This window comes from Streptomyces sp. NBC_00887 (assembly GCF_045207585.1).
Window position 1 is genome coordinate 9,644,700 of the sequence record NZ_CP108788.1, and the last position, 11,672, is coordinate 9,656,371.

12 protein-coding genes and 2 pseudogenes are annotated in these 11,672 nt (G+C 69.0%); 5 read left to right on the top strand and 9 right to left on the bottom strand.

Translation table 11 applies throughout. From position 1 onward, the window contains the following. Window positions 1-169: 169 nt before the first annotated feature. The 6 genes from OG844_RS43965 to OG844_RS43990 form a co-directional block, all read right to left on the bottom strand. Window positions 170-1,357: a hypothetical protein gene (locus OG844_RS43965; RefSeq protein ID WP_406387604.1), complete on the bottom strand. Its 1,188-nt coding sequence runs from the start codon at window positions 1,355-1,357 to the stop codon at window positions 170-172. A 262-nt stretch (window positions 1,358-1,619) separates the two neighbouring features. Then, window positions 1,620-1,943, bottom strand: coding sequence for a hypothetical protein (locus OG844_RS43970; RefSeq protein WP_406387603.1), 324 nt, complete (start codon window positions 1,941-1,943; stop codon window positions 1,620-1,622). Window positions 1,944-2,097: 154 nt separating this feature from the next. Beyond that, window positions 2,098-3,300 carry an MFS transporter gene (locus OG844_RS43975; protein WP_406387601.1) on the bottom strand — a complete coding sequence of 401 codons (1,203 nt, stop codon included), beginning with the start codon at window positions 3,298-3,300 and terminating at the stop codon, window positions 2,098-2,100. A gap of 586 nt (window positions 3,301-3,886) precedes the next feature. Further along, window positions 3,887-4,111 (bottom strand): hypothetical protein, encoded by a 225-nt coding sequence (locus tag OG844_RS43980; protein WP_406387599.1) that lies wholly within the window; start codon window positions 4,109-4,111, stop codon window positions 3,887-3,889. A gap of 727 nt (window positions 4,112-4,838) precedes the next feature. After that, window positions 4,839-6,458: a cation acetate symporter gene (locus OG844_RS43985; protein WP_406387598.1), complete on the bottom strand. Its 1,620-nt coding sequence runs from the start codon at window positions 6,456-6,458 to the stop codon at window positions 4,839-4,841. Beyond that, window positions 6,455-7,057, bottom strand: a complete 603-nt coding sequence (locus OG844_RS43990; protein WP_406387597.1) for a DUF485 domain-containing protein — start codon at window positions 7,055-7,057, stop codon at window positions 6,455-6,457. The genes OG844_RS43985 and OG844_RS43990 overlap by 4 nt, the downstream gene beginning before the upstream one ends. A 322-nt stretch (window positions 7,058-7,379) precedes the next feature. Between OG844_RS43990 and OG844_RS43995 the strand changes: the two are divergent. After that, window positions 7,380-7,508, top strand: a pseudogene (locus OG844_RS43995) (hemolysin III family protein); the annotation flags it as partial. A gap of 222 nt (window positions 7,509-7,730) precedes the next feature. Beyond that, window positions 7,731-7,904, top strand: coding sequence for a CsbD family protein (locus OG844_RS44000; protein WP_329204906.1), 174 nt, complete (start codon window positions 7,731-7,733; stop codon window positions 7,902-7,904). A 74-nt stretch (window positions 7,905-7,978) separates the two neighbouring features. On the opposite strand, the pseudogene OG844_RS44005 reads toward OG844_RS44000, so the two are convergent. From OG844_RS44005 to OG844_RS44015, 3 genes and pseudogenes are all read right to left on the bottom strand, one after another. After that, window positions 7,979-8,369 (bottom strand): annotated as a pseudogene (locus OG844_RS44005) (DUF2267 domain-containing protein). 106 nt (window positions 8,370-8,475) lie between these two features. Beyond that, on the bottom strand, window positions 8,476-8,871 hold the full coding sequence (locus tag OG844_RS44010; RefSeq protein ID WP_406387595.1) for a DUF2267 domain-containing protein: 396 nt from the start codon (window positions 8,869-8,871) through the stop codon (window positions 8,476-8,478). 111 nt (window positions 8,872-8,982) lie between these two features. Further along, a complete protein-coding gene (locus OG844_RS44015) occupies window positions 8,983-9,417 on the bottom strand; it encodes an Hsp20/alpha crystallin family protein (RefSeq protein WP_406387594.1) in 435 nt (144 codons plus the stop codon). Window positions 9,418-9,546: 129 nt separating this feature from the next. Between OG844_RS44015 and OG844_RS44020 the strand changes: the two genes are divergently transcribed. From OG844_RS44020 to OG844_RS44030, 3 genes are all read left to right on the top strand, one after another. After that, window positions 9,547-10,209 (top strand): HSP18 transcriptional regulator, encoded by a 663-nt coding sequence (locus tag OG844_RS44020; protein ID WP_406387593.1) that lies wholly within the window; start codon window positions 9,547-9,549, stop codon window positions 10,207-10,209. An 818-nt stretch (window positions 10,210-11,027) separates the two neighbouring features. Then, entirely contained in the window at window positions 11,028-11,255 is a 228-nt protein-coding gene (locus OG844_RS44025; RefSeq protein ID WP_406387592.1) for a UDP binding domain-containing protein, read from the top strand. 4 nt (window positions 11,256-11,259) lie between these two features. Next, window positions 11,260-11,667 carry a hypothetical protein gene (locus OG844_RS44030; RefSeq protein WP_406387591.1) on the top strand — a complete coding sequence of 136 codons (408 nt, stop codon included), beginning with the start codon at window positions 11,260-11,262 and terminating at the stop codon, window positions 11,665-11,667. Window positions 11,668-11,672: the final 5 nt, after the last annotated feature.

Sequence of the window (11,672 nt, forward strand, 5' to 3'; positions counted from 1 at the left end):
CTGTGCAGGATGGAACGATCACCCCCACCAGTCCTCGCCGGGGCGCAGACGTCAGCGATCACCCACACCTCTCCACGGCGGGGGCCGGTGGTCAGCAGGAGCCAGGACGGGCCGTCCTCGGACCTGAGAACGACGTACCCCTGGACGGCCACGTCGGACGGTCGTCAGCTCAGGTCTGGGCCCGGTGGCGGCGCACGATGAGGAGCGTGCCCGCACCCGCGACCACCGCCGCGGCAGCCGCGCCCGTGATCGTCCACGTTGAGGAGCCGGTCTCCGCCAGGGTGCCGCTGTTCGTCGTCGTCGTCGTCCCGTCGTCGCCGGTCGACGGCGACCCGCCGGCTGAGCCGTCCGAGCCATCGGTCGAGCTGCCCGTCGAGCCGGTCGACCCCCCACCCGTGACGTCCAGAGTGATGTCGGCCTTGTCGTTGCTCTTGTTTGGGTCGAACGGCCGCGCTTCGGTGCTCAGCGCCACCGAGCCCTTGGCGTCCGCCACCCGTTTGTCGATCTTCAGCTGGAAGGTGTAAGTCTCTAGGCCGCCCTCATTGACCGACCGCTGACTGGTGCCGCAGGCGTACGCCTCACCCTTGGCCTCGCAGAATCCGTGGGGCTTGATGACCGACGTTCCTGCGGGAGGCGTGATCATGACCGTGACGAGCCGGTCCCCCTCCCTGGTCAGAACCCAGGCGGGCCCGGCGTTGGTGAACTTCACCGTCATCCTCACCGTCTCACCGACACTCCCCTTCAACGCGGCACCCGTCACCTGGTAGTCGGCCGTGTTGATGGAGGTGACGGGCACGTCGACGAATTGCGCGGCCCCCTCGCTCCCCGCCTGTCCCTCGACCAGTTTCACCGCCGGTGCGGTTCCCGCCACAGGCGGAGTGCCGTTCTCGTCCGCCCCGGGATCGACGTCCCCGACACGCACGCGCAGCTCGTCGTTGAGCGCGCGGTCCAGTGCCTTTACACGGAGAGGCTTCTCGGGCGTGTAGACGACGCCCGGCTCCACCGCCTGGTCGAACGCACACACCGCGATCCACCTCTCGGGCATCTCGTCGTAGGACGGGACCTGCTGTGCTCGGCAGTTGGAGGGAACCTCCGTGAAGTCGAGTCCCCGGGTGACGGAGTAGGAGACCCATACCTTCTCGGCGGCCCCGGTGCCCTTGTTCGCCACGGTGACCGGCACATCGAAGCTGCTCCCCGGTTTCACCCTGTCGATCGGCTCGATGCCCCCAATGACCAATGCGGGTGCGGTTTCATCGCCGAAGGCGGCGGGAGCCCCGGTCAGCGCGATCAGGCCGACAGCGCCGAGGGCGGCGACAGCGGCACGGCAGGCACGACGGTTGTGCGGGGATATCGGCATGGAGAGAACCTCTGCTGGGACGCGGGCAAACGGACGGTGTCTTCCGGGAGAACAGCCCTTCGGTCCGTAGACTCTTGCCGATCTCGAACGGTTGCACGTCCGGTGCCTCCTCCGCCTTTCCCTACCGAGTTTGCAGCGACGGGCCAGGGTCGTACTGAGGCGGTGGCTCGTCGGGCCGGGTCTGGGCCGACGTCCTGCGCGGCGCTCACCCGGCTCTCGACCCCGTCAGGCCTCGGTCTCAGCCGTCACTCGCTCCGCTTGGTCACTGGGCATGGGGAGCGGCGAGGAGGTAGGAATTGGTTCCGGTCTGAATGATGTTGCCGCTGAACGATTCGTTCGAGGTGGTTGCCACGCTGTTCACCGCCGTGGTCCGCACCGTCTCGGTCGACGAAGCGACGCGAAGCACGCTGTACGCCTGGCCCAAGCCGACCCGGACGCCGTCCTCGCGCCGGCCGCTCGCACGGGTCCAGGAGACGGGGGCGAAGAGCGGGGAACGCCGACGCGAAGAGCGGTGGTCGTCACCCGGGTGGAGTCGACCGGCTGGGGCACCTGCTTCGAGACGTTCACCGCCGACGGCGAGTTCCACATCAGCGGCCCGCTCCTGATCGGCGAACCGGGGTCCACCGACGACCCGACTGCCGCGCGGTGGCGCGATTCTCCTCACGAGCTGCCCCCGGATTCATTTCTGAGGCTGGCACGCGATCGGCGACCACGCTCGTGCCGCACGTGGCCGTCCGTCGTCACGAGCTGCCCTGCGCGGAGGGAGCGGAGGTAACACCTTTCCCGAAGGCGCGCATGGCGAGGGCGCCGGCAAGAGGGCCGGGAGCCAGGAGGAGGAAGGCGTAACGCCAACCGACGGCTTCGGCCAGGAGTGGGGTGAGCTGGATGCTGATGACGGTGAGGGCGAACCCGATCGCGGTCTGGCCGGTCAGGGCCGTCCCGATGTATCGCTGGTCGGCGACCTCGCTCAGGGCTGTCGAGAACACCCCTGAATCCGCGATCACGGCAGCACCCCACAGCGTGCAGAAGGCGAACAGGAAAAGCGGCGGAGCGTGGAAGAAGAACGGGGAGACCAGGCAGCAAAAGCCGCTGACAAGGAGCGCCGTCAGGGCGGCGGGAGCGCGGCCGAACCGGTCTGCGCCCCACCCGCCGAGCAGACAGCCGACTGCCCCGCCGATCCCCATGGTGAGGAAGACGGTGATCTCCACCGAGACCGGAAGATCTCTCCTGGTGCCGGTCGTCAACAGGAAGGACGGGATCCAGGTCCACAGGGCGTAGAGCTCCCACATGTGCCCGAAGTAGCCGAGATTGGCCAGCCGAGGCCCGCGTTCGGTGAACATACTCAGTGCGTAGCGGGGGTTGCGGGCGGGGGAGCCCGGCGCTGCGTAGGGGCCGGGCCGGAGGAGGAGCAGCGCGATGGCGGAGCCCCCAAGTCCGGCTGCTGCCGCGGTGAGCAGGACACCGCGCCAGGGCAGGGATCCCAGCCCGGCGATGAGATGGGGAAGTGTGGAGCCAAGCGTCAAGGCTGCGATGAGAACGCCCATGGTCCTGCCCCGCCCGGCGCTGCCGGCCCATGAGGCCATGAGCTTCATGCCGGTGGGGTATACCCCGGCCAGGAACACCCCGGTCATCAACCGCAGGGGAACGGCGACGGCCAGCCGGTCGGCGAACAGGGCCAGCATCAGGGTGCAGCCGGCGGCGGCCGCGGCACTGGCCGCGAGCAGGTATTGGGGCGGGAGGCGGTCAGCCAGGTTCAGGGCAGTCGACGTCACGGCCCCGGCGACGAAACCGACCTGGACGGAAGCCGTCAGCCATACCGCGCTGCCGGCCGTGAGCCCCCATTCGTTCCGCAGGCTCGGCACCACCGCTGACATGGAGAACCACACAGCGAGGCCGAGAACTTGCACGACGGCGATCGCACCGCGCTGCACCCCAACGTTCACAGAAACCCACCTCTGACCAGCCCTTGTCTTCCTCGGCCTTGCACGCTGTGGCCGAATGTCAGACCCTACGGCTTCAAGAAGCCGAGTCCGGTGCGCCCAGCGGAGCTGGAAGCGCAGGAAGCCGCCCGGAAGCTGGCGCCACGGAGCGGGTATTGCTTGCCGGTGCTGAGGAGCAGTGAGGGGTGTCCTGTTGGGACTGGGCGGCCTGCTCGGCCCGGTCGTGGGACTTCACGACCGGCATCATCACTTGGGCCTTCCCCGACAAGACGGTGAAAGCACCCGCGCGGATCCCCGGCAGTTTCAGCCGGGCTCATGGTTCGGGCGCTGGGACAACAAGAGCATTCTCTCCGGCATGAGCCGCGACGCCCGCAGATTCCGGGGACTGGGCAGTGGCCAACGGGCATCCTGATCTTGCCTGGACGAAGATCGACTCGTTCCTCATCGAGCCGTGGCCCGTGGCCCGTGGCCCGTGGCCCGTAGCCCGTAGCCCGTGGCCCGTGGCGGGTAGTTCTGTTCTGCGTTGTGAGGGGCTTGTCGGCCTCAAACAGGGGTGTGCGGGCTGCGGGTGGTACGGCGGGCGGCTTGTTCAGTCGGAGACGTGGGTTGTTCCCAGGATTGTCGGGTGTTCCAGGACGTCCTCGAGTGGGTCGTCGATCTGTCCGGTCTGGATGAGGCTGAGGTGTGGTGCGTTGTGTGAGTGGGTGTGGGTTTCGTCGGCGTGTACCGCTGTTGTGGGCAGGGCTGCCGCCATGAGTACGGCACCGGACCCGAACAGTAACCGGGTCAGTGTCCGTGCCTGCTGTGCCTGCATCGTGTGTCCTCGTCCATTCCTCGACGGATACGCCCACCTGGTCATCCGTCTCAACCACTGGCGGGACCAAAGGTCACGCAAGATCATCCCCGTGCCTCACCGCACCGCATCGGCCCGGCACTGCACGGGCCCGGGCCGGTCCGCACGGGCCCGGCCCGGTCCCACCTTGCCTCGCCCGTGCCCGGGGGGCCGCTCCGCACTGCACCGGCACCGGTCCCGCCCGGTGCTCGGCTGCGGACAGGCGTGGGAGGACGTATGGCGAGTGCGGCCGGTTGCGCCACTGGTGTGCGATGAGTGTCGACACCCGCTGCGGCCAAGGTCTTGCCAACGGGGCTGCGGTTCTTTGCCCACGCTCCGGAAACTCCGGAGTGCGCCGCCGCCGAGGAGTCGATGGCGCACCACTTGCTCAAGCCGGAGTTGGCGGCCGCCGCGCGGGCCGCCGGCGCGCACACGGAGGTGGAGGTGCGCGGACCGGAGGGCGCGTGGAGGGCGGACGTGACGGCGAGCGATCCGGCCGGGGTGTGGCGGATCGCAATGGAGGCGCAACTCTCTCCGATCACAGCCGAAGACATTGAGGCAAGGGAGCCATGCCGACCGACGACAACGCGGCGAGGTGCGGCACCAGGGCACGCGAGTCCGGCAAGATCCAAACGAGAGGCCCAAGGCGCCTCGGACAGCCGAAAGGGCGCCCGGCCTGGAACTTCAGGCCGGGCGCGGGGCGTGCGGGTCAGGACGCGGAGGCGCTGTTAGCCGCGGGTGTGCCGGCCAGGATCGTCTCCTCCACCGCTTCGTACCGCATGCGCTGGTAGGCCGGGTCAGGTTCGTAGAGCACCGTGCCGAGCCAGCCCGCGAGGAAGCCCAGCGGGGCCGAGAGGATGCCCGAGGTGGTGAACGGGAACCAGTTGAAGTCCTGGTCCGGGAAGATCGCCTGGGGCGATCCGGACACCAGGTTGCTGCCGGTCATGAGGATGAACGCGGAGGCGCTGCCCACGATGAGGGTGCAGAGCAGTCCCGTACGGGAGTAGCGGCGCCAGAAGAGGCTGTAGATGAGGGCCGGTGCGACCGCGGACGCGCCGATGCAGAACGACAGGGTGAGCAGTGCCTGAAGGTTCAGATGCCGTGCACCGGCGGCGATCGCGATCGCCACGAGCCCGACGCCCGCAGCGGCGGTCCGGGCGATGGCCATCTCTGCGGAGTCCTTCAGTTGCGCCTTGCGGCGCAGCCCGTGCGTGATGAGGTCGTGCGCCAGGGTGTTGGCGCAGGCGAGGGTGATCCCGGCGACGGAGGCCAGCAGGGTGAGGAAGATGGCTGTCGCCACGGCCGTGAACAGCAGTGTCTCGACGGTCGTCTGGTCCGTGCCCATGACGGCCTGGCTGACCATGAGGAACGCTGTCTTGCCCTGCGGGTCGCCGGCAACGATCCCCTGGTGGCCGACGATCGCCGCCGCGCCGAAGCCGATGACGGCGATCAGCAGACAGGTCACGACGACGGTCGACACGGCCCAGGACATCGAGCGCCGCACGGCTGCCGCGCTGCGTGCGGTGAACATGCGCATGGTGATCTGTGGCAGCACCGCGGCGCCGAGCACGACCGTCAACTGAGTGCTGATCATGTCGAGTTCGTTGCCACCAAACTGCAGACCGGAGGCGAGATAGGCGTCTCCGGCCCCGCTGCCGCGCTTGGCGGCGTCCAGCAGGGAGGGCAGGCTGAAGTCGAAGCGGTTGAGGATGAGCGCGGCGATCGCGAGGGACGCGCCGAGCAGGACGACGGTCTTGACGATCTGGATGAAGGCGGTGCCCTTCATACCGCCTATCGCCGCGTACGCGATCATCAGCAGGCCCAGGAACACGATCGCCCCGGTCTTGAAGCCGTCGGCGTCGAAGCCGAGGACGACGGAGAGGAGATCGCCGGCGCCCGCGAGCTGGAAGATCACCAGCGGCAGCAGTGCGGTCAGGGTGACCGCGGCCGTGGTGATCCGCACGGCGGGGCCGGGGAGACGCCGGGTGAGGACGTCGCCGATCGTGAACCGGCCGGCGTTACGCAGCGGTTCGGCGAGCAGGAACATCATCAGGACCAGCGAGAGCACGGTGCTCAGGACGAGCGTGACACCGTCGTAGCCGACGAGCGCGATGATGCCGATGGTGCCGAGCACGGTGCCGGCGGAGATGTAGTCGCCGGCGATCGCGAGGCCGCTCTGCACGGGGGAGAGCGAGCGGTAGCCGGTGTAGAAGTCGCCCAGGTCGTCACGATCGGGGCCGGTTATCACGCACAGCAGCAGCGTGACGGTGATGACCGCGATGAACGCCATCAGCGACATGGTCTGGGCCTCGGAGCTGAAGCTGGTCATGCGCGCGCACCTCCGGTGGGCTGCTGCCACACGGGGCCTCCGGAGCGGCTCTGGCGTTCTGGCCGGGGCGCGGCTGCCGCGGCCGCCTGCTCGGCGCGTTCGCGGATCGCCGCGGCGAGCGGGTCGACGTGGTTGCGCGCGCTCCGCTCGTACAGCGCGATCGCAGCCAGCGCCACGGGCAGCTGGAGGAGCCCCAGGACCAGACCGGTGGTGAGACCACCGGTGAAGATGCTGGTCATCATCGAGGGGGCGTATCCGGACAGGAAAAGGAAGATGACGAAGTAGCCGAGCGCGGTGAAGGTGGCGACGCGGCGGAGCCTGCGGTAAGCCGATCCGAGCCGGTGCAGATCATCACGATCGTCGGTGGTGGCGGGTGGTTGCGGCTGTGGGGACGCGTCCCAGGGCTGCTGCGCGGAGTCCCAGCCCGGCGGCGAGGAGTCCCACGCTCGCGTGGACGAGTCCCAGGTTGCCTGTGGATCGGTGTCCCAGGGCGGCGATCCACCCTCCCAGGACTGCGACGCCGCCTCTTGGCGGTGCCGCCCGGCATTCCGGTGCTGGGGTACGGGCGGTGGGCCGGGGAAAGGCTGGTGGTACGACATCGATCTTGCTCCTTGCCGCCCCGGGGAACGGGCGGGTGGCGCCGGTGGTCCGCGTACGTTACTCATGGGTATAGCCCTTGCGTAAGGGGTTTCCGACCGCTCGGTATGTCGGTTCGGTGACGATCCTGTGCCCGTGGCGACGGAACCCGCGGTAACCCCGGTCGTGGATCTTCCCGCAGGTCACGGGTGAGTCTCGGGAGTCTCGGGCCGCCCCTGGGGCCGGGCAAACCGCTCGGCGCGACCGGTCCGGCGCATGCGCAGGGCGGGCCGACGATGTGGTCGGGTGGATGCCCTCGGCTGCCCCGGGCCCGGGGCAGCGGTCCGTTCTGTTCTCCTGTGGACCGTGTGGACGGGCGCTCTGGCCGGCATCGCCTTCCGCGCTCTGTGGATCGGAGCGCCCCGCTCGCTGTACACGCCCTGCTACCTGGCCCTGGGCTGGGCACCGGTGCGCCTTCCAGGTGCGGACCACGTCCTGACGGCACCGGCCTGATGCGATCCCCCGCTCACCATCAGCCCTGTATGGCCCTGGGTCGACAGTGCCTTTGAAGGGACGCAGCAGTCCCGGGTGGGGTACGGCTGCGACTGAGGCGATGACGCCGTCTGTTTGGGCGGGCGCTCGCCGGTCATACGGGGTTCTGTAAGACCTTTTCCATCGAACAGGGAGTGATCAGCTGTGTCTGGTGAGCAGAAGACCGAGGCAAAGGCCGAGCAGGCCAAGGGCAAGCTCAAGGAGACCGCTGGGCGCCTGACGGGCAACGAGCGGCTGACCGCCGAGGGCCGCGCGGAGCAGGCCAAGGGTGATGCTCGCGAGGCCAAGGAGAAGGTCAAGGACGCTTTCAAGCACTGACCTCACGTATGCGTCGGGGCCGGGACAGCAGATGCTGTCCCGGCCCTGACGCGTGTCCGCGCAGCCGGTTCCATTCAGGCGGCGGGCTGGTGCCGACGCAGTTGGGCCTGGCCGAAGAGGAGTGCGTAGCCGTCGGGGAGTCGCTGGAGGATGCGGGCGAGGAGGTCGGGGCCGGCGAGGGCGGAGACTGAGGCGAGTACGGCGCCGGCGTCCCAGTGGGCAACGGCCGGGCTGACTCCGGTTCGTGTGGCCAGGTCTTTGGCGAAACCCCAGCCGCTGAGCTGTTCGATGTCGGTAGTCGAGGATGTCAGGGCGAGGGCCGCTTCGAGCGCCATTCGCTGGGCGAGGTCGACGCGTTCCTCACCGGTGATCTGCCGGCCGAGTGCGGCCAAGACCGTGCGTACGGATTCTTCCGCGCGCTCACGGGTGGGGTAGATGCCGCTCGTAGCGGACGCGTTCCAGCATCTGGTCGAACGTCACGGTCGGGGTGGACCGGTCAGGTCGGAGCCGGGCGTGCACAGCGGTGAGGTGTCCTTTCTCTTCGAGGGTTCGCGTTCCGGCCGGGTGCTGCTCAGGGGGACTGGGGGCGGCCGAAGAGGAGGTCGTAACCGGGCGGGAGCTGGAGCAGGACCTCGTGGGTGAGGGCGTCGCCCGCAGCGGTGGCCACGGGGGAGAGCACGGCGTTGATATCCCACAGGGCCGTCTTCTCGGTGGCGCCTTCGATCCAGGCCGCGGTCGCGCGGACGAAACGCTCGGGCGAGAGCGGTTCCGTCGCCTGCAGGGGGTTGAGCAGGATCAGGGCGTACGCCTCGGGAAGCCGGGCCGCGAGCTCGGCCCGTACCGTGCCGACGAGGTGGGCGCCCAGGAGAGCCAGGACGACGCGGGCCACCCGGTCGGCCTCCTGGGCGGTCGCGTACTGGCCCTGCTCGCGGACCTGGGCCAGAAATGCTTCGTGTCGCATCGGCATCACGTCACCTCCGGAAATGCAGTGAGGCGTGAGGAGCGGATTGCGGGGTGCGGAGGACGGGGTTTCCGGAGGGGGTCGGTTCCCCGTCCTCCGCGGGCGGGTGGGGCCGGTTCAGCCGGAGATCTGCTTGTGCCCGTCTGTACGGCCGATGCTGACCTTCCGAGGCTTGGCACGCTCGGCGATCGGGATGCGCAGGGTCAGGACGCCCGCGTCGTAGTCGGCCTGGATGCGCTCGGTGTCCAGGGTGTCGGCCAGGACGATCTGGCGCGAGAAGACACCGAGGGGGCGCTCGGAGAGCTCCATCTGCACGGTGTCGGCCTTCGGGGCGGGCCGGCGCTCGGCCTTCACCCGGAGCATGTTCCGCTCGACGTCGATGTCGATCGCCTCAGTGCTCGCGCCGGGGAGGTCGAAGGCGATGACGTACTCGTCGCCCTCGCGGTAGGCGTCCATGGGCATGGCGGTCGGCTTCGACCAGGTCCCGGACGTACCCGACAGCTGCTGGACGATCCGGTCCATCTCGCGGAACGGGTCAGTGCGCATCAACATCGCGAAACACCTCCAGTTGGTTCAGGCAGAAACTGCCAATGCGCTTCAATGCACATCCGTTGTAACATGTCATCGAAACGATGACAAGCAAGATGTCACCCGGAGGGTGACATCCAGTTGAGAGGTGTCATGGACAAAGTCATTCGGCCGACCACTCCGGTCCCGGTCTCCGCTGCGGCGGAGGCTTTGCGGGCCATCGACCAGGCAGTGAAGAGCGTTCAGCGATCAACCGCCGGAACCCCCTCGTCCGAGGCGGCGGACACGCCCGGACCACACTCGGCTTTGGCCGCGCTCCTCATGCTGCGTGAGGTACGGGAGGAACTTGCCGGCTGGGAGAGCGGCCTGATCGAGACCGCCCGCAGCCAGGGTGCGAGCTGGGCCGAGCTCGCCGGGCCGCTCGGGGTGGCCAGCCGCCAGGCCGCCGAACGCCGCTACTTGCGCCTGCGCCCCGGCAGCGCTGGGTCCACCGGCGAGGAGCGCGTGCAGGCCACCCGCGACACCCGTGCCGCCGACCGTGCCGTCACGGCCTGGGCCCGCGACAACGCAGCGGACCTGCGCCGGCTCGCCGGCCAGATCACCGCGCTCACCGGTCTTCCGGACGGTGCCGCGGCAGCCGTCAGCGACCTGAACCGGGCCCTCGCCGACAACGACGCGGCCCACCTCGTCCTCCCCTTGACCGATACCCGGCCCCACCTGCGCGCCGAAGATTCGGCCCTCGCCGATCACATCGACACCATGACCCGGCACACCGACCGGCTCCGCCAGAACACCCACGAGCAGCGCAATGGCTGACTGGCCTGATACGGCTGCGTCGGTCGATCCCGGCTCAGGCACGGATCAGGGCCGCGCAGCAGACACTGCGCGGCCCTGATCTGGTCCTCCTCGGATCCCGCCGACATCGCAGAGGTCCGCCGTTCGGGCGCCTGCGAGCTGTACGGACAGTCGTGCCGATCGCGGTGGCCGCGCGGGCGGGGTGGGGAGGGGTACCGCTCCTAACCTGATCAACTGCCGAGCGCGATACTGACGGATGCCCCATGATGTCGGCCGCGACATGGGGGTGTTCATGGGTAGGTGGGAGATCAGGCAGACCTGGATCTTCACCGGGCGGAAGAAGTGGCCCTTCCACGTCTTCACGCGGGTCACGGACCCGGTTGCGCTGAAGGCTCTCCACGATCATCTTCATGAGGAGCACGGAGCTCTGTGGTGGCCGGATCGGTCCTGGGAAGGCATGGTTGCCGACCACTGCTCCAGGCATGCTCGCGACGGATGGGGCACGCACTCTCACCACCACATCCCGGAGACCAGCTGGGAGTGAGACGACAGCGCCCTCGCGCTATCGGCCGGCCTGTCCGGGCAGGGACGCAAGACGTCGCCGGCAGATCAGATCAGTTACATCAACGCGGACGCCGACATGGGCGAAGCCGCAGGTGGCGACGTCGATCAGATCGTGTACATCCTCGGCATCGACCCCAGGATCGGCAAGGGCGGCATGAAACCCGGCCTCGTACGGCGGCGGCTGCGAGGACGTCCGCGCCTGCGCCCGACAGCTCGGCGCAGACCAGGCCGCCGTCCTGCTGCGCGCCGCCGAGGAGATCAACGAGAGTCGCACCGTGGTTGCCCTGGGCTTCATCACCCGCGCCCTGGGCGACCGCCCCCTCAAGGGCTCCCGGGTCACCGTGTGGGGTGCCGCGTTCAAGCCCGGCACCAATGACGTCAGGGAGAGCCCGGCCCTCGCGCTCGCCCGAGCGCTCCAGCAGGCCGGCGGCCTCGTCACCGTTCACGGGCGGGGGGTGTGCGGCGGCGGCACGACTTCCATACAATCTCACTCGGTATCGTGACCCCGTGGAATCCGACACCGCAACGTTCCCGCCTCACCCGATCCGGGGTGTCCACGCCGTCTACGCGCGGCAGGCCGGCTGTCCCTCCGACTTCGCGGACGTCACTGTCGACTTCGAGCCGTGGGAGACAGGCGTCACCTTCGAGACAGCCCCTGAACTGGCTGTTGACGGCGACGACGATCCGAAGTGGCAGGCCGAGTGCCAGGCCGCTGTCGAGGCGGGAATACGCGACGAACTCACACAGTCAGCGACCGGGTTGTCTCCAGCTACAGCGGTAGTCCTACGGCGCATGCGCTTCCACCCGGTCGACTCCCACCCGCGGGCGTTCCGGCAGGCCGGCCGCCTTGCTGTCCGCAACGCTCTCGCAGCAGCCCACCGGCCACCGCAGGCGGCACCTGAACACCAGGGCTGACGGCA

What these genes read in the sequence shown, in the direction of transcription:
- OG844_RS44010 (WP_406387595.1), bottom strand. Translation starts at nt 8,871, where the DNA reads ATGCCGATGCGACACGAAGCATTTCTGGCCCAGGTCCGCGAGCAGGGC.
- OG844_RS43985 (WP_406387598.1), bottom strand. Translation starts at nt 6,458, where the DNA reads ATGACCAGCTTCAGCTCCGAGGCCCAGACCATGTCGCTGATGGCGTTC.
- OG844_RS43990 (WP_406387597.1), bottom strand. Translation starts at nt 7,057, where the DNA reads ATGTCGTACCACCAGCCTTTCCCCGGCCCACCGCCCGTACCCCAGCAC.
- OG844_RS44020 (WP_406387593.1), top strand. Translation starts at nt 9,547, where the DNA reads ATGGACAAAGTCATTCGGCCGACCACTCCGGTCCCGGTCTCCGCTGCG.
- OG844_RS44015 (WP_406387594.1), bottom strand. Translation starts at nt 9,417, where the DNA reads ATGTTGATGCGCACTGACCCGTTCCGCGAGATGGACCGGATCGTCCAG.
- OG844_RS43965 (WP_406387604.1), bottom strand. Translation starts at nt 1,357, where the DNA reads ATGCCGATATCCCCGCACAACCGTCGTGCCTGCCGTGCCGCTGTCGCC.
- OG844_RS43980 (WP_406387599.1), bottom strand. Translation starts at nt 4,111, where the DNA reads ATGCAGGCACAGCAGGCACGGACACTGACCCGGTTACTGTTCGGGTCC.